This window comes from Allobosea sp. 05T433, from assembly GCF_056396065.1.
The window spans coordinates 55,596-70,308 of record NZ_JBFTKS010000017.1 but is presented as its reverse complement, the minus strand read 5'-3'; the positions used below and the strand labels follow the sequence as shown (position 1 = coordinate 70,308).

The following is a 14,713-nucleotide window of genomic DNA, read 5'->3' as shown; positions in this document are numbered from 1 at the left end:
AGCGCGATGTTCAGCCGATCGAGCGTTCGATCACGCGCATGACCGTGGTGCGCAATTCGGCGATGGTGAAGGGCTTCGTCATCACTTCCGAGACGATTGCCTCCAGGCTCTTGGCGCGCTCACGCTGCTCGGCATAGCCCGTCATCAGCATGATGGGCAGGTCCGGAAACTCCTGTTTGGCGGCGAGCGCGAGCGCGATCCCGTCCATCAGCGGCATGCGGATATCGGTGAGCAGGAGGTCGAAACGCCCCTTCTCGGCGATGAGAATCTCCAGCGCTTCGGCGCCGTCGCCCGCCATCATGCAGACATGTCCGTCAAGCGTGAGACCGCGCGCCACCAGGGCGCGCAGGCTTTCCTCATCGTCGACGACCAGAATACGTGACATCGTTCAGATACCTGGAAGGCCGGCCTGATCGGCAGTCTCGATGACGCCGACATAGGGCAGCTGTCGATAGGAATGTGCGACATCCATGCCGTAGCCGACAACGAAGTAATCGGGACAGTCGAAGCCGACATAATCGGCCTGGATGTTGACGGCGCGCTTGGCCGGCTTTTCCAGGAGCACCGCTGTGGAAACGCGCGATGCGCCACGGGCGGCCAGCAGGTCCTTGGCGAAGGCGAGGGTTCGGCCGGATTCGAGGATGTCGTCGACCAGCAGCACCTGACGGCCACGAACGTCGCTCTGCACGTCGCGCAGGATTTCGACCTGCCCGGAGGAAATGGTCGCAGCGCGATAGCTCGAGAGATGGACGAATTCGACCTGCGGCGTCATGCCGGCGCGATGCATGGCCCGGATGAGGTCGGCGACGAACATGAAACTGCCTTTGAGCACTGCGACGACCAGCAGGTCGGGCGGGTAGGCGGCAGCGATCTCGCGTGCCATTTCCTCGTTCCGCTTGGCGATCGCGGCCTCTTCGTAGAGCACCCGGATGCGTAGGGGCTGAGTCATCGTCGTCAGTGTCCTTTCGGGTCTCGCCGGATGCCGGCCGCCCGTTTGGCGCAGCACGCTGCGCAGTCTGGTTCCAATCGCAGGTTTATACGATCGCTTGCAGCGGGATAGTGCGGCGAGGTGAAGGCGCGGGCAACCTCGACCGTTGTCTGATCAGCGTGCGCTGGCGATCCCGGCCGACTTGGCGGCGGTAAAGCGCACCAGCACGGATTGCCCGGCCTCCGGCGGGGCCGCGAGCCGGGCTCGGAAACGGATGAGCTCGGAGGGTTCCAGGGTCGGGCGCGGCGGCTCCGTTGCCCAGGTATAGAGGGTCTGGCCAGCCGAATCGCGCACGGCGACCTCGATTTGCGGCACTTTGGCGACGGTCTTGGTGATGTTGGTGACATCGCCCTCGACCACCAGGAAGCGGCCTTGCGCGTCCTGCACGACCCCGCTCTCGATGCCCGTCAGGCTGAGGCCGCGCACGTTCACCGGCAGGCCGATCTTCTCGAAGACGACAGCGAGCTGGGGAGCGCCACGGACCGCCACGTCCCGTTTCCAGACAAGCAGCCCGAGCACGGCGAGACCGCCGATCGCGAGCGCCGGCGCAGCCATGGCTCGCATCCGGGTGCCCAGCGGCACGGGGGCGGCCTTTCGACCTGTGCGCGCAGAACGGCGACCGCGCGGCCTGGCTCCAGGGCGGCTTGGTTCATCGCCTTCGGCCAGGGCCGCGCGCTCGGCTGTGAGTGCGGACACCTGTTCCTCGATCTCGGCAGCGCGGCGCAGCTCTTCGTCGAGCAGCGCGGTCGTTTCCTCGCTGCTCGGCGCATCGGGAAATGTGACCGGCTGGGGCTCCGCCTCGACATGCCAGCGCGTCTCGCATTTGGCGCAACGCACCTTGCGCCCGGACGGGCCAAGTTTGGCCGCATCGAGTTCATATTGGCTGGAGCAGGACGGGCAGACGATCAGCATGGTTTGGCGAATGACTCTTTCGCAATGGCACCGGTACGCGCGGCTCAGGTGCCGCTGCAGATTTCTTCCCTGGCGCAGCGCGATTCAAGCTCTCGCGTGCGGCTCGTGGAGGTCTCGACCCATTGGAGGGATTTATGGTTAACGCCCCGTGAAGAACCTGTACTGCATGGTTTGAAGATCGGCCGGCTTTCCGCCGGCACCGGCTTGCGGTGTAGGATCGCGGTCGAGATTCGCAAGGGATGCCCGCGACTGCCGGGMTTGCTCCGAAGGGACGAGGGCTTGGTTCGGTTCGAGAATGTCGGTCTGCGTTACGGCATGGGCCCCGAGGTGCTGAAGGACATCAACTTCAGCATCGCGCCGCGCTCGTTCCAGTATCTGACCGGCCCGTCCGGCGCCGGCAAGACGACCCTGATCCGGCTCGTGCTAATGGCTCTGAAGCCGACGCGCGGGCTGGTGAACCTGTTCGGCCAGGATGTGTCGCGGCTGGATGCGACGACGCTCACGGCCTTCCGTCGCCGCATGGGGGTGGTGTTCCAGGATTTTCGCCTGCTCGATCACCTCACGGTCTACGAGAATGTCGCGTTGCCGCTGCGCGTGCTCGGCAAGGAAGAGACGAGCTACCGCGCGGAGGTCGTCGAACTGCTGCGCTGGGTCGGTCTCGGCGAGCGCATGCATGCCGTACCGACCATTCTCTCGGGCGGCGAGAAGCAGCGCGCCGCGATCGCGCGCGCCTTGATCGGGCGGCCGGAGTTGTTGCTGGCGGACGAGCCCACCGGGAATGTCGACCCGGCGCTCGGCCGGCGATTGCTGCGCCTGTTCATGGAATTGCAGTCGCTCGGGACCGCCGTCGTGATCGCAACCCACGATCTCGCGCTGATGGAGCTCTATGATGCTCCGCGCCTTGTCATTGCCGACGGCCATCTTCATGTCGACAGCTGACTTCGAGCAGGATGGGGAACCGCGTGAACGCGCGCTCCCACTCAATCTCCGACGGGACCAGCCGCTGGTTCCGGTCGATTCGGCTGCCGGCCGGGCGCTGGTCGCGGTGATCGCGATCCTGACCTTTCTCGCGGCCCTCAGTGCCGGCGCGGCGCTGCTCGCCGCACACGCCTCCGAGCAGTGGCGCGGTGCCGTCGCCAATGAGATGACGATCCAGATTCGGCCGGACACACGCCGCAATATCGAGAGCGACGTTGCGCGCGCGGTCGAGATGGCACGTGCCGTTGCCGGCGTCGACGAGGTGCGCGCCGTACCGAAGGCGGAGTCGGACAAGCTGCTCGAGCCCTGGCTGGGCGCGGGGCTCGATCTCGTCGAACTGCCCGTGCCGCGGCTGATCGTGTTGAAGCTGCGCAGCGGCAATTCGGCGGAAATCGCGGCTTTCAAGGAAACGCTGCGGCGCGACGTCCCGACCGCGAGCCTGGACGATCACCGCCTCTGGCTGCGCCGCCTCTCGACCATGGCCAACACCATCATCCTTGCCGGTGTCGTCGTCGTTCTGCTGGTCCTGACCGCCGCGGCGCTGGCCGTGGCCTTTGCGACGCGCGGAGCAATGGCCGGCAGCCGCGACAGCGTCGAGGTCTTGCATCTTGTCGGAGCTGATGATGACTTCATCGCGCGGGAATTCCAGGCGCGGTTCGTCAGGCTCGGGCTCAAGGGGGGCGCGGCTGGAGGGCTTGCTGCAATCGTGGCCATCGCCATTCTGGGCTGGCTCGCTTCCAGCTGGAGTTCGTCGCCGGGGTCAGAGCAGATTCAGGCCATGTTTGGTGCTTTCGAGATCGGCTGGTCGGGTTATGCCGCTGTGCTTCTGGTGGCGATGGTGGTGGCGGCGATATCCGGTCTCGTTTCGCGGTTTACCGTGCGCCATTATTTGCGGGTGCTGGGGTAGTGAAGTCTTAATCTCTGGGGCGGAGGACGACTTTTCACGTCGCCCTTATGCCCGATTGCCGGTTTAGCCTGGCAAGACATGGTGATGATGGGAATCAGACACGGACAGCTGCCGGTGAGGGGGGGGGACAACGCGATGTCGCCGACCGCGACGAGCAGGAGGAGCTCTGCAGGAGTCTGGGCATGGCGCCTGACCCTTGCCGTTGCTGCCCTGCTCGCGCTCGCGCTCGCCGGTGGTTATGCCGGTTTCATTGCCAGGATCGAACAGCGCGAGCCGACGGTCGCGCCGCGTACGGATGCGATCGTCGTCGTGACCGGCGGGGCCCAGCGCGTCGGCGATGCCATCGGCCTGCTCGGGGCCGAACGTGGGTCGCGCTTGCTGATCAGCGGTGTCAACGAGCGCACCGGCCGTGAGGAGCTTGCAAAGCTCAATCCCTCCGCGCGCGAGCTGCTCGGCTGTTGCGTCGATCTCGACTATCGCGCCCGCAACACCATCGGCAATGCCATCGAGGCACGCCGCTGGGTCCGCAGGCACGACTTCAAGTCACTGCTGCTGGTGACCTCCAATTATCATATGCCGCGGGCGCTGGCCGAGTTCAGCCACGCCATGCCAGGCGTTCGCGTCGTGCCGCACCCGGTGGTGACCGAGCATATCGATGCATCGAGCTGGTGGAACGAATGGCGCGTCGCCAAGGTGCTCGTCCCGGAATATGTGAAATACTTGGTGGCGCGGCTACGCAGCATGCTGGAGGACGATCCGGAAACATCGCGCCTGTCGGTGATCATCGGCGGGCGAAAGCCGGTCTCCTCCAAGCCTGCCAGCGTGCTCGGCCCCGAGAACGAAAAGCGCACGCGCCTGGGGGCGGAGGAGCGCGGCGCTTGACGTCGGCGAGCCGGCGCGCTCTTTGCGCGCCATGCTCGTGCTGCGCTCGCTCCTTTTCAACGTCCTGTTCTATCTGAACCTGATCCTGTGGCTGATTTTCGCGGCGTTGCCCGCGCTTGTCCTGCCGCGGCGCTATATGCTGTGGGTCGCCCTGACCTGGGCGCGCAGTGCGTTGTGGCTCATGCGGGTGACGGCTGGAACCCGCTATGAGATTAGCGGTCTCGAGAATATTCCGCAGGGCGGCATGATGGTGGCCGCGAAACACCAGTCGTTCTGGGAGACCTTTGCGCTCGTCACTATCTTCCAGGACCCGGTCTTCATCCTGAAGCGTGAACTGACCTGGATCCCGTTCTTCGGCTGGTGCCTGTGGAAGATGCGCATGATTCCGGTCAATCGTGGCGCGCGGGCACGGGCTCTCTCGCATGTGACCCGCCGCGCCAAGGTCGAGCTTGGCCAGAACGGCCGCCAGCTCCTGATCTTCCCGGAAGGAACGCGCCGTCCGGCCGGGGCGCCGCCGGCCTACAAGTTCGGCGTCGCACATCTCTATGCCGAGCTCGGCGTGCCCTGCGTGCCGGTCGCGCTCAACTCGGGGCTCTACTGGCCGCGCCGCAAATTCCTGCGCCGCCCTGGAACGATTCGCGTCGAGATCCTGCCGCCGATCCTGCCCGGCATGTCGAAGGAAGCTTTCCAGGCGCAGTTGCAGGATCGCATCGAGACTGCCAGCGACAAGCTGCTCGCCACGGGGCGCGGCGAACTCGCCAGGATCGGGCAGGACCCCCTCGCTTAGACGAGCCCCGGTGGCGCATTCCGCCCGCAAGGCGGGCCATGCTTGACAGGCGTTCAAATTTGTTCTCTTTTTGTTCGGAACAAAGGAGGAACAAATGCCTGTTCTCGCCCTTAAGCTAGACGAATGGAGCATCGAACCCGGTGCGGATGCGCGCGAAATGCCGCTGCGCAGCACCGCAGGGTTGGGCGAGCGTCGCTTCACCGCCTGGCGTGGTCGATCAGGGCGCCGCTATGTCGCCTCGGTCTTTTCGGTCACGGACGATCATGCTCTCGGCTTCAGCGATGCCGTGCTGCTCGCGGTATCCGAGGACCGGCAGATTATCGCGGCGCGCGAGAGCGGTCCCTTCGGGATTGAAGCTGCGCTGACGCGCTGGCGCCGGTCCGTCGTGCTTGCCGGGGCGAGCGAGATCCATATCCATCTGCTCGCCGAGGACGGCTTGAGTCGCCGGGCTGCATTGCTCGACCTGATGCCGCAGGTGTGAGGCTTAGAGCGGCGGGCGTGGCTCGGGCAGACCGGGTGCCAGCACATGAGCCAGATGGCTCAGGACCGGGTCGAAGATGCCCATCTTGCGCAGGTGATCATGCGTGCGCAGGACATAGTCGGGGTTCTCTCCGGAGCTTCCGCGGCCCTGGCGCACCAGTTTGAGTAATTCCTCGGCCGGCAGGCGGCCAGCATATTGCAGGTGTTTGCGGTCGGCCACATAGACCAGCGCCCGGATACGGCGGCCGTCCTCGAGCCTGACGGGCAGTTGGCGTTCGAGATAGACGGAGGTCGCCTGCTCGCGCTCGCGCAGATACGCGATGGTCCCGGCGGCATGGGGGGGCGCCACCCTGAAGGCGAGCCCTCGGCAAATGCCGCCACGATCGAGCCCAAGCACGAGGCCCGGCCGTTCCGGGGTGCCGCGATGGACATGCGAGAAGACGCAGAGCGAGCGATGATAGCCGTTGAGTCGGGCCGCCACGCTTTCCTCGAAGGCGAAGCCGGGGCGCCAGATCAACGAACCGTAGCCGAAGACCCACAGATCGTCAGAAGCTGCATTCGCTGTCATCGTTATCCCACAGTTTCGCCGTCAGAAGCTGCTTGACGAAGGAAGCGTTCGAATCGGCCGAGAGAATGGCGGGTCTGGCGCTTCCTGCGACCGGGAGCTAACAATCCGGCCGCTTTCGCGCAATGGATCGCTGCTGCATGACCGACCTCCCTTCCGAGCGCCGCCGAGGCCGCTTCTGGCTTTATGCGCCCTTCGCTCTGCTCGTGCTGCTGGCCTTGGCCTGGTCCGGCTTCTGGTTCGTCGTCAAAGGGCGGGTGGTCGAGGGGCTTGACCGCGTTGTTGCCCGCGAGGCGCAGATGGGCCGAACGTGGACATGCAGCGATCGCTCCGTCGCAGGCTTTCCCTTTCGGATCGAGGTCCGCTGCGCGGGGTTGACGCTGACCTCGTCGCGCTGGGGCGATACGGTCAAGGTCGAGACTGGCCCGAGTGTGGCGGTCGGACAGATCTATACGCCCGGCCTCGTCATCCTGGAGGTGAAGGGGCCGCTGCAGGCTGCCCTGCCTGAAGGCCGCAAACTTGATCTCGGCTGGAGTCAGCTCGAGGCCAGCCTGGCGTTGAAAGAGCGCGAGCCCGAGCGTTTCTCCATGGTGCTGGTCGAGCCGAATGCGACATTGACCGCGCCCGGCGCGAGCGACGAAACCTGGCGCGCCAATCAGCTGGACGTGCATCTGCGCCGAAACCCGGCGCGTTTTGCGACCGAGCAGGTGGCGGATCTTGCGCTGACAGCGAAAGGCTCGGTGCTGCCCGCGCTCGATGCGCTGCTCGGAACCACTGAACCTGGTGATGTCGAGATGCAGGCGAGTCTGACGCAATCGCTGGCGTTCAAGGCCGGGTTCAATCCCGATGCGCTCGAAGCCTGGCGTACCACCGGCGGGCAGATCGAACTGATGCGACTGCTGATGACAAAGGGGGCTGCCCGGCTCGAGGCGAGCGGGCGTCTGCTGCTCGACCAGACGCATCGCCTGTCCGGTCAGATCGATGCCGGTGTCGCCGGCATCGACCGGATTGGCGGCATAAAGCTCGGTGGTCTTGCCGCTGGTCTTGGCGGACTGCTTGGTGGCAAGCCGAGCGGCGGCACACCTGGGCTTACGCCTCTGCCGCCGGTCGTCCTGCGCGAGGGTCGGGTCTATCTCGGGCCGTTCCGGCTGCCCCTGCAGCCCCTGGCGCCGCTCTACTGAACAGAAAAGGGGGCGTCACCGCCCCCTTTTCGTATCGTGCTGCCGATGAATTCAGGTCTCAGTTCGCGGGCAGGGCGGCGCGCGGTGCTTCGATCCTGGTCAAGGCCTTCTTGACCGCTTCCTGCACCTTCTCAAACGCGCGAACCTCGATCTGCCGGACGCGTTCGCGCGAGACCCCGAATTCCTCGGAGAGTTGCTCTAGCGTGATCGGGTCATCGGCCAGGCGCCGAGCCTCGAAGATCCGGCGTTCGCGCGGATTGAGCACCGTCAGTGCTTCGCGCAGCGCCTGGTGGCGGTTGTCGCTTTCCTCGGAGTCGGCCAGGCGACGTTCCTGGCTTTCGCTGTCGTCGACGAGCCAGTCCTGCCATTCGCCCTCGCCATCCTCGCGCAACGGCGTGTTCAGCGACGCATCGCCGCCGAGGCGGCGGTTCATGTCGATGACGTCCTGCTCGTTGACGCCGAGCTTGGTCGCGATCGTCTTGACCTGATCCGGCTTGAGATCGCCCTCGCCAAGTGCCGAAATCTTGCTCTTCGCCTTGCGCAGGTTGAAGAACAGCTTCTTCTGGTTGGCGGTGGTGCCCATCTTCACCAGCGACCAGGAGCGCAGGATATATTCCTGGATCGAGGCCTTGATCCACCACATCGCATAGGTTGCAAGACGGAAGCCCTTGTCGGGCTCGAAGCGCTTGACCGCCTGCATCAGGCCGACATTGCCTTCGGACACGACTTCGCCGATTGGCAGGCCGTAGCCGCGATAGCCCATGGCGATCTTGGCCACCAGCCGCAGATGCGAGGTGACGAGCTTATGCGCCGCATCGCGGTCGCCATGCTCGCGCCAGCTCTTGGCGAGCATGTATTCCTCGCTCGGCTCCAGCATCGGGAACTTGCGAATTTCTTCGAGATAACGTGAAAGTCCGCCCTCCGCGGACATGACGGGCAGCGATGCAATCGCCATGCTCGTTTCTCCTTTCCTGGCTCCCGCTTCGCGGCAAGCCAACCGCGCGAACGACCCTCGCGCAGGTTTTGGATGATGTGCCTGAACCAACGCGCGAACCCTGTGAGGGTTCGTCGAGCCCGGCCCCATGCGGCGCCCCTTAAGCCATCCGCATCCAAGCCTCATTATATGCCAATGGAGCTTGGCGGAAAGTGGGCGAAGTGGCCAGATTAGCTCACAGGGCCGCGAGTTCCGCTTGCAGATTTGCAAAATCGGCAGGCGGAGGCGCTTCGAAATACATTTCCGCCTCCGTCACCGGATGGGCAAAGCCGAGTACCGTTGCATGCAGTGCCTGCCGGCCGAGGGCGGCCAGTGCATCGCGTGCGCCGTCAGGAAGGCGGCTTGCCTTGGTTATGTAGCCGGAGCCATAGAGCTGGTCGCCCAGCAAGGGATGACCGAGATGGCTCATATGGACGCGGATCTGATGCGTGCGACCAGTTTCCAGCCTGCACTCGATCAGGCTGGCCAGGGCTTCGGTTTCCTCCTGCCCGCGAAGCAGCGGCGGATAGCGCTCCAGAACGGTGAAGTGGGTGATTGCCTCGCGGCCGCGGCCTTCGGCAACGACCGCCATCTTCTCGCGATTGCGGTGTGAACGCTCGAGGGCGGCCTCGATCGTGCCATGCGGCCGGCGCGGCGTACCCCAGACCAGCGCGAGATAGGCGCGCTCCAGCGGCCCGGTGCGGCCATGGTCGGCAAACTGCTTGGCAAGCCCCTGATGGGCCTTGTCGGTCTTGGCCACGACGAGAAGCCCGCTGGTATCCTTGTCGAGCCGATGCACGATGCCGGGTCGCCTGACGCCACCAATGCCGGAGAGGCTGTCTCCGCAATGAGCGATCAGCGCATTGACCAAAGTACCGTCCTCATGTCCCCCCGCGGGATGAACGACGAGGCCGGCCGGCTTGTTGATCACGATCAGAGCATCGTCCTCATAGACGACCTCGAGCGGGATCGATTGGCCCAGGGGCGCGGGCGGCCTGGCCGCAGGCATGACCAGGGTCAGGACGTCGCCGGCGGCGACCTTCCGGCTCGGATCGCCTGCGATCGCGCCGTTGAGGCTCACACCACCCTCCCGGATGACCTGCTGCAGGCGGGCGCGTGAGATTTCGCCGGCAAGCATGGCGAGCGCCTTGTCGAGGCGCATTCCTGCCTGCTCCGGAGCGACATGCAGGCTGACGCCCTCTGCGTTGTCCGGGGAGGTCGATAGTGGGGCAGTAGGTTCGGTGTTCATGCAGACCGCTATAAGGGGCGGGAGGGAGACCCGCACCCCTTTTCGCGCGATCGCCCGTGCAGACGAGGCGAGCGCGCTGGCCGGCGCGCTCGCCGGTCAGCCGAAGAGGCGGAACTTTGCCTTGGCGGCCGTGGCCGGTTGAACGTCTTCGGGGCCCGGGTCGTCCGGTGCGTGCGATACCGGGAAGATCACCGGGGAGGGGCGATGATCGCGGACCGAGGCTGAGGTCGCAGGAGCCACTGTCGCCTCGGCGACCGGAGTTGGGAGCTTGGCCGCGACGGCCGGTTCACCCTTGGCGACAGGCTCGGTCGCAGGCTTCTCGTCCCCTGCAGGCTTCGCGGGCTCGATTTTCGCCGGCTCGGGTGCGACGAGCGTTGCCTGCTCGATCACCGGTTTGGCGGTCTCGACGGGTGCCATCGTCTCGGCACGCCCTTCCAGCAGCGGTGCGGAATCGTCGAGATCGGCCAGCACATCGTCGATCGCCGGCGCCTGGCTGACGAGTGTCGCCGGAGGAACCGTCCAGACGAAGGCATCGAGGCGCCCGGAAATCGGCGAGACGGGCAGCCAATGGTCAGAGACCAGCCCGTCCGCGACCCAGGCTGCGTCACGCGGCGCGCGCGTGGCGCGCGAGAGCCATTCGCGAACCCGGCCGGCCGAACCATGTTCGGCCTCTTCGAGTTCGGCCATGAGCAGGCAGACGCGGACGGACGCACCGCCGGCCAGCAGCGGCTTCAGCGCCTGGCGGGCCTTGGCGAAATCACGGGCATGGATCGCCGCGCCGGCCAGAGCCAGCACGCCTTCCGGATCGGCCGGACGCAGCCTTACGAGCGTTTCGGCCCGTGCGAGCCGGTCCTGCGCGCTGTCACCGGGGCGCACATCGAGATAAGCGGCGGCGATGTCGGGATGCGGGACCTCGCGCCAGGCGGCTTCGAGCAGCTTGGCGGCCTTTCGGATATCGCCGCGCTCGGCGAGCATGCGCCCTGCAAGGGCAGCTGCCGGCGTGAGGCCTGGGGCGAGTTTTGTCGCTTCCAGGGCGGCGGCCAAGGCCTTCTCCGGTTCGCTGCCCTTCGCGTCGAGGGCTTCCGCCGCCAGCAGCACAGCGCGCTGGCGCTTGGCATCCGCCTTTTCGGCGAGACGCAGGGCGGCGCGGCGTTCGACGGCTGTGCGCGCTGCTTGCCAGTCTCCGGCGCTGGTGTGGAAATCGAGCAGGGCGTCATTGGCCCAGGCAAGCGAGGGGGAGCGCCGCACGGCGTCGTCCGCGAAGGCGCGCGCAGCCGTCATGTCGCCACGGCGACGGGCCTCGACGAAGAGACCGCGCAGGCCGAGCACGCGAGTTTCCGGCTTGTCGAGCATGGCCTTGAAGGCGGCTTCCGCCCGGCCCCTGTCACCCGAGAGCTGGGCCGTCTGTGCTTCGAGCAGCAGGGTCAGCGGCTCGTTGCCGGAAAACTTGCGGGCGTCGACGGCGTAGCGGCCGGCAGCCACTGGATCACCCGCACCGATTGCGACCATGCCACGGGAGACGGCCTCGAAGCCGCGGGCCCGACGTCGCGCTCGCGAGGCGAAGCTGAAGGCCGAGGGCAGGCCCAGAACGAAGCGCACCGCGGCCCATCCGAGCATGGCGAGGAAGGCCAGGATGATGACGCCGATTGCCGCGATCGCGACGCTCGTCTCGATGCGGTAGCCCTGCCAGAGGACCGAGACCTCGCCGGGGCGGTCGGCCAGCCAGACGGCACCAGCCGCGAGGCAGGCAATGACAAAGAGATAGAGCAGCACGCGAACCATTGAACGCTATCCTCCGTCAGCCACCCGCGCCGAGCGCGGCAACCGCATCCTGTGCAATCCTGCCGATCGCGGCGTCAGCGGCAGCGCGCCTCTGCAAACTGGTGCCGAACTCGGCACTGTCCCGCCGCGCCGGCTCGGGCAATTGAGCCCAGAGGCCGGCGGCCTTGCCGAATTCGTTATGCGCAAGCGCATTCTCCAGGCGGATCACCAGCGTTGCAGGGTCGTTTGCGCCGGTATCTCCGACCGGGCGAATGGTGACGACCTTGCTGGCGAGCCCAAGCAGGCGATCCTGCCAATCCTTGGCGGCCGGCGTCATTTCGCGATCGAACATGGCGCGATGAACCCGGAATTGCGCCAGCAGCGCATCCTGCGTCGGTGCGCCGGTTGTGGCGACGGCGGAGAGCGCGGCCAGTTGTTCGGCCGAGCCGCCGCCCTTGCCGAGAGCCGCGATATCGGCCGCGAAGGGCCTGCCGGCAGAAAGCGCGCCCTGGATGCGTTCGGCGAGCACGATGCGCGCGGCGGCAAATGCCTGCGGGCTCGGCGAGGCCGCGGACTTGGCCAGCGTCTCGACGGTGCCGAGGCGTTGCGTCAGCCCGGCGATGGCGGAGCTGTTCTCGGCCGTGGCCGGGGCGGGAGCGTTTGCGAGTTCCGCCAGCCGTGCTGCGGCGGTCTTTGCTTCCGCGGCGGCAGTGGCGGCAGCTTCCGATGTCGCGCTGACCCGGCGATCGAGCGCCTCCAGCGCTGCGCGCTGGGGCAGGCTTGTGACAGCACTTTGCAGATTGGTCGTCGTGCGCTGCAGGGTCTCTATGCGCCCCTTCAGTTCGGCGATCTGCTGTTCGCTGGTATCGGGCGTCGAGCGGGAACCGACCAGTGTCATGAGACCCGCCCCAAGGATGCCGCCGATCAGGCCGGTGGCGGCCAGAGCAGCCCATGGCAGCCGCGGAGGGGGAGACGGCTCGCCTGAAACGGGCGGCGCAGGCTCAGATGGAGCCAAGCCAACGGGCTCAGGCGCCGGAGATGTGATTCCGGGTGTGAATTCACTGGGTTGCGTGGCTGCGGGGGGAGGCTGGTCCGTCTCTGCCGAAGCAGCTTCTGGTGTCGTGGTCACTGCCGCCTCTACCCTACCGTCGATGGTCGGGGGAGTTCGCCGCTGGCGTCCGCGCGGCGTGGCTGTCTGCGGCTCGCTCATCGCATCCTTGTCCGTCTCGACGCCGGCCGGCGCGGCCACGGCCTGTCTAACATCCCCTGCGCGACGATTGCGAGCGGTCACTTGATCCAGCGCGGCCAGCAGGGCCGCCTCTTCGGGGTATTCCGCAACCAGAACCGTGCTGGCGCCTGCTGCGATCAAGGGGGCCGCAACCTCCGCCGAAAGCGTGACATGCGTCAGTTCCAGCGCCTGTTCACTGAGAGCGGAGGCGCGTGTCAGGGCGAGGAAGGTCTGGGCGCCTCGTGGTGAATAGTGAAGTGCGGCTTCGGCGCGCCCATCCCGCAGGCTGGCGGCCGCCACTTCGGGCAGGCTGGGCTTGGCCTCGGCCGCATAGGCCGTCCAGTTCGCGATCTCGTAGCCAGCCTTGCCCAGGCGCTCCGCGATATCGTCATGGCGGTCCCGGCCAGCGACCAGAAGCAGGCGTGCCGGCGTGGGGATGTTGCGCTGGACCAGAGCGATCAGGTCGTTGCGGTCGCCATCGGCACTGCGGGCATCCTCGAAACCGGCGTCGCGCATCTTCGCGGCCGTCCGCGCCCCGACGGTGAAGACCGGCAGGTCCCGCCAGGCGGATGGGGCATCGGCGAGGGCCGTCACAGCATTGCCGCTGGTCAGGATCAACGCCGCGAATGTGCCCTTGGGTACCGGTTCGGCGAGGCGGACCACATCGAAAAGCGGCGCCACGATCGGCTCATGTCCATGGGCGGCAAGCGCGCGAGCGCTGCGTTCGGCATCCGCCTGCGGTCTGAACACGAATACGCGCATGCGCCCTCCTGTCGCGTCGTTGGCGTTCATGGAACACCCGGCCTCATGAGTAGATCCCCGCCGGAGCCCTGGCGCGCAAGGCGCGTCCGAGTTCGGCGCCACGTTCCGCGGCCTCGCTGACGGGACCGCTGCAGCTATCTTCGGCCATCGCCCTGCCGTCGGGCGAGAGCAGCAGCCCGCGCAAATGGAAGCGGTCGCCCTCGACGGTGGCATGACCGGCGATCGGTGTCCGGCAGGAACCGTCGAGCTCGGTCAGGAAGGCACGTTCGGCGGCGAGTGCGATGCCGGTGTCACGGCAAAGGATCGGCTGGACAGCTTCCGTGCTTGCGGTGTCACCGATGCGAACCGCAACAGCGATCGCACCCTGGCCGACGGCCGGAAGCGATTCCTCGATGGAAAGGATGCCGCTTGCCTTGTCGGCGAGCCCGAGCCGCTTCAGCCCGGCGATGGCGAGCAGGGTCGCGTCGATCTCTCCACTCGCCACCTTCTCCAGCCGCCTTGCGACATTGCCGCGCAGCAGGACGATCTCGAGATCGGGCCGGGCGCGCCTCAGCATGGCCTGGCGGCGCAGCGAGGCCGAACCAACGACCGCGCCCTGCGGCAGGTCCGCAACGCGGGAAATGCCGCGTGCGATCAACGCGTCGCGCACATCCTCGCGGGGGAGATAGCCAGCGATGGTGAGGCCGTCGGGCAATTTGGTGGGAAGATCCTTGGCGGAGTGGACAGCGTAGTCGATCCGGCCCTCGATCTGAGCCTGGTCGATCTCCTTGGTGAACAGACCCTTTCCGCCGGCCTCCGAGAGGGGGCGATCGCGAATGGAGTCACCCGTCGTGACGATGATTTCGAGCGGCAGCTCGTCCTTTGCCCAGCCATGAGCCTCGGCGAGGCGGCGCGCGAACTCATTGGCCTGCGCCAACGCCAGGGGGCTGCCGCGCGTGCCGATGACAAAGCGGCCGACCTGGCGTCCGCGAACCGAAGCTGCGATCTCATTCATTCTCTTTGCGTCTTCCTGATGCCGGCCGCTGGCCGGCGAACTCCACGGCCTCTTGGCCTTATGCTC

At 66.5% G+C, this 14,713-nt stretch carries 15 protein-coding genes; 6 read left to right on the top strand and 9 right to left on the bottom strand.

Annotated features, from left to right (window positions below):
* Positions 1 to 10: 10 nt before the first annotated feature.
* From AC1DGP_RS22095 to AC1DGP_RS22085, 3 genes are all read right to left on the bottom strand, one after another.
* A complete protein-coding gene (locus tag AC1DGP_RS22095; RefSeq protein WP_476832529.1) occupies positions 11 to 385 on the bottom strand; it encodes a response regulator in 375 nt (124 codons plus the stop codon).
* Between the two features lie 3 nt (positions 386 to 388).
* Entirely contained in the window at positions 389 to 949 is a 561-nt protein-coding gene (gene hpt / locus AC1DGP_RS22090) for a hypoxanthine phosphoribosyltransferase (protein WP_069882402.1), read from the bottom strand.
* A 153-nt stretch (positions 950 to 1,102) separates the two neighbouring features.
* The gene (locus tag AC1DGP_RS22085; protein WP_441492205.1) at positions 1,103 to 1,900 is read right to left on the bottom strand and encodes a zinc-ribbon domain-containing protein; all 798 of its coding nucleotides are present in this window, start codon (positions 1,898 to 1,900) and stop codon (positions 1,103 to 1,105) included.
* Positions 1,901 to 2,179: 279 nt separating this feature from the next.
* Here AC1DGP_RS22085 and ftsE point away from each other — a divergent pair, with 279 nt between their 5' ends.
* From ftsE to AC1DGP_RS22060, 5 genes are all read left to right on the top strand, one after another.
* A complete protein-coding gene (gene ftsE, locus AC1DGP_RS22080) occupies positions 2,180 to 2,839 on the top strand; it encodes a cell division ATP-binding protein FtsE (protein WP_274533614.1) in 660 nt (219 codons plus the stop codon).
* Positions 2,826 to 3,785: a cell division protein FtsX gene (locus AC1DGP_RS22075; RefSeq protein ID WP_441492204.1), complete on the top strand. Its 960-nt coding sequence runs from the start codon at positions 2,826 to 2,828 to the stop codon at positions 3,783 to 3,785. The genes ftsE and AC1DGP_RS22075 overlap by 14 nt, the downstream gene beginning before the upstream one ends.
* A gap of 135 nt (positions 3,786 to 3,920) precedes the next feature.
* Entirely contained in the window at positions 3,921 to 4,667 is a 747-nt protein-coding gene (locus tag AC1DGP_RS22070; protein ID WP_476832528.1) for a YdcF family protein, read from the top strand.
* 31 nt (positions 4,668 to 4,698) lie between these two features.
* Positions 4,699 to 5,454 carry a lysophospholipid acyltransferase family protein gene (locus AC1DGP_RS22065; RefSeq protein ID WP_441505810.1) on the top strand — a complete coding sequence of 252 codons (756 nt, stop codon included), beginning with the start codon at positions 4,699 to 4,701 and terminating at the stop codon, positions 5,452 to 5,454.
* A 94-nt stretch (positions 5,455 to 5,548) separates the two neighbouring features.
* Entirely contained in the window at positions 5,549 to 5,935 is a 387-nt protein-coding gene (locus AC1DGP_RS22060) for a hypothetical protein (RefSeq protein WP_441492202.1), read from the top strand.
* A gap of 3 nt (positions 5,936 to 5,938) precedes the next feature.
* Here AC1DGP_RS22060 and AC1DGP_RS22055 read toward each other — a convergent pair whose 3' ends face one another.
* Positions 5,939 to 6,502, bottom strand: coding sequence for a gamma-glutamylcyclotransferase (locus tag AC1DGP_RS22055; RefSeq protein WP_441505643.1), 564 nt, complete (start codon positions 6,500 to 6,502; stop codon positions 5,939 to 5,941).
* A gap of 137 nt (positions 6,503 to 6,639) precedes the next feature.
* On the opposite strand from AC1DGP_RS22055, the gene AC1DGP_RS22050 reads away from it, so the two are divergent.
* Entirely contained in the window at positions 6,640 to 7,680 is a 1,041-nt protein-coding gene (locus AC1DGP_RS22050) for a DUF2125 domain-containing protein (protein ID WP_441505642.1), read from the top strand.
* A 58-nt stretch (positions 7,681 to 7,738) separates the two neighbouring features.
* Here the strand turns inward: AC1DGP_RS22050 and rpoH are convergent, their stop codons facing one another.
* The 5 genes from rpoH to hemC form a co-directional block, all read right to left on the bottom strand.
* Entirely contained in the window at positions 7,739 to 8,635 is an 897-nt protein-coding gene (gene rpoH, locus AC1DGP_RS22045) for an RNA polymerase sigma factor RpoH (protein ID WP_043233872.1), read from the bottom strand.
* A 214-nt stretch (positions 8,636 to 8,849) separates the two neighbouring features.
* On the bottom strand, positions 8,850 to 9,902 hold the full coding sequence (locus tag AC1DGP_RS22040) for an RluA family pseudouridine synthase (protein ID WP_441505641.1): 1,053 nt from the start codon (positions 9,900 to 9,902) through the stop codon (positions 8,850 to 8,852).
* Between the two features lie 96 nt (positions 9,903 to 9,998).
* Positions 9,999 to 11,684: a heme biosynthesis protein HemY gene (locus tag AC1DGP_RS22035; RefSeq protein WP_441505640.1), complete on the bottom strand. Its 1,686-nt coding sequence runs from the start codon at positions 11,682 to 11,684 to the stop codon at positions 9,999 to 10,001.
* 16 nt (positions 11,685 to 11,700) lie between these two features.
* Positions 11,701 to 13,653, bottom strand: coding sequence for a uroporphyrinogen-III synthase (locus AC1DGP_RS22030; protein WP_441505639.1), 1,953 nt, complete (start codon positions 13,651 to 13,653; stop codon positions 11,701 to 11,703).
* Between the two features lie 43 nt (positions 13,654 to 13,696).
* The gene (gene hemC / locus AC1DGP_RS22025; protein WP_476768845.1) at positions 13,697 to 14,647 is read right to left on the bottom strand and encodes a hydroxymethylbilane synthase; all 951 of its coding nucleotides are present in this window, start codon (positions 14,645 to 14,647) and stop codon (positions 13,697 to 13,699) included.
* Positions 14,648 to 14,713: the final 66 nt, after the last annotated feature.

Coding starts and splice junctions, on each gene's coding strand:
- AC1DGP_RS22095 (WP_476832529.1), bottom strand. CDS start 385: ATGTCACGTATTCTGGTCGTCGACGATGAGGAAAGCCTGCGCGCCCTG.
- hpt (WP_069882402.1), bottom strand. CDS start 949: ATGACTCAGCCCCTACGCATCCGGGTGCTCTACGAAGAGGCCGCGATC.
- AC1DGP_RS22085 (WP_441492205.1), bottom strand. CDS start 1,900: ATGCTGATCGTCTGCCCGTCCTGCTCCAGCCAATATGAACTCGATGCG.
- AC1DGP_RS22075 (WP_441492204.1), top strand. CDS start 2,826: ATGTCGACAGCTGACTTCGAGCAGGATGGGGAACCGCGTGAACGCGCG.
- AC1DGP_RS22070 (WP_476832528.1), top strand. CDS start 3,921: ATGTCGCCGACCGCGACGAGCAGGAGGAGCTCTGCAGGAGTCTGGGCA.
- AC1DGP_RS22065 (WP_441505810.1), top strand. CDS start 4,699: ATGCTCGTGCTGCGCTCGCTCCTTTTCAACGTCCTGTTCTATCTGAAC.
- AC1DGP_RS22060 (WP_441492202.1), top strand. CDS start 5,549: ATGCCTGTTCTCGCCCTTAAGCTAGACGAATGGAGCATCGAACCCGGT.
- AC1DGP_RS22055 (WP_441505643.1), bottom strand. CDS start 6,502: ATGACAGCGAATGCAGCTTCTGACGATCTGTGGGTCTTCGGCTACGGT.
- AC1DGP_RS22050 (WP_441505642.1), top strand. CDS start 6,640: ATGACCGACCTCCCTTCCGAGCGCCGCCGAGGCCGCTTCTGGCTTTAT.
- rpoH (WP_043233872.1), bottom strand. CDS start 8,635: ATGGCGATTGCATCGCTGCCCGTCATGTCCGCGGAGGGCGGACTTTCA.
- AC1DGP_RS22040 (WP_441505641.1), bottom strand. CDS start 9,902: ATGAACACCGAACCTACTGCCCCACTATCGACCTCCCCGGACAACGCA.
- AC1DGP_RS22035 (WP_441505640.1), bottom strand. CDS start 11,684: ATGGTTCGCGTGCTGCTCTATCTCTTTGTCATTGCCTGCCTCGCGGCT.
- AC1DGP_RS22030 (WP_441505639.1), bottom strand. CDS start 13,653: ATGCGCGTATTCGTGTTCAGACCGCAGGCGGATGCCGAACGCAGCGCT.
- hemC (WP_476768845.1), bottom strand. CDS start 14,647: ATGAATGAGATCGCAGCTTCGGTTCGCGGACGCCAGGTCGGCCGCTTT.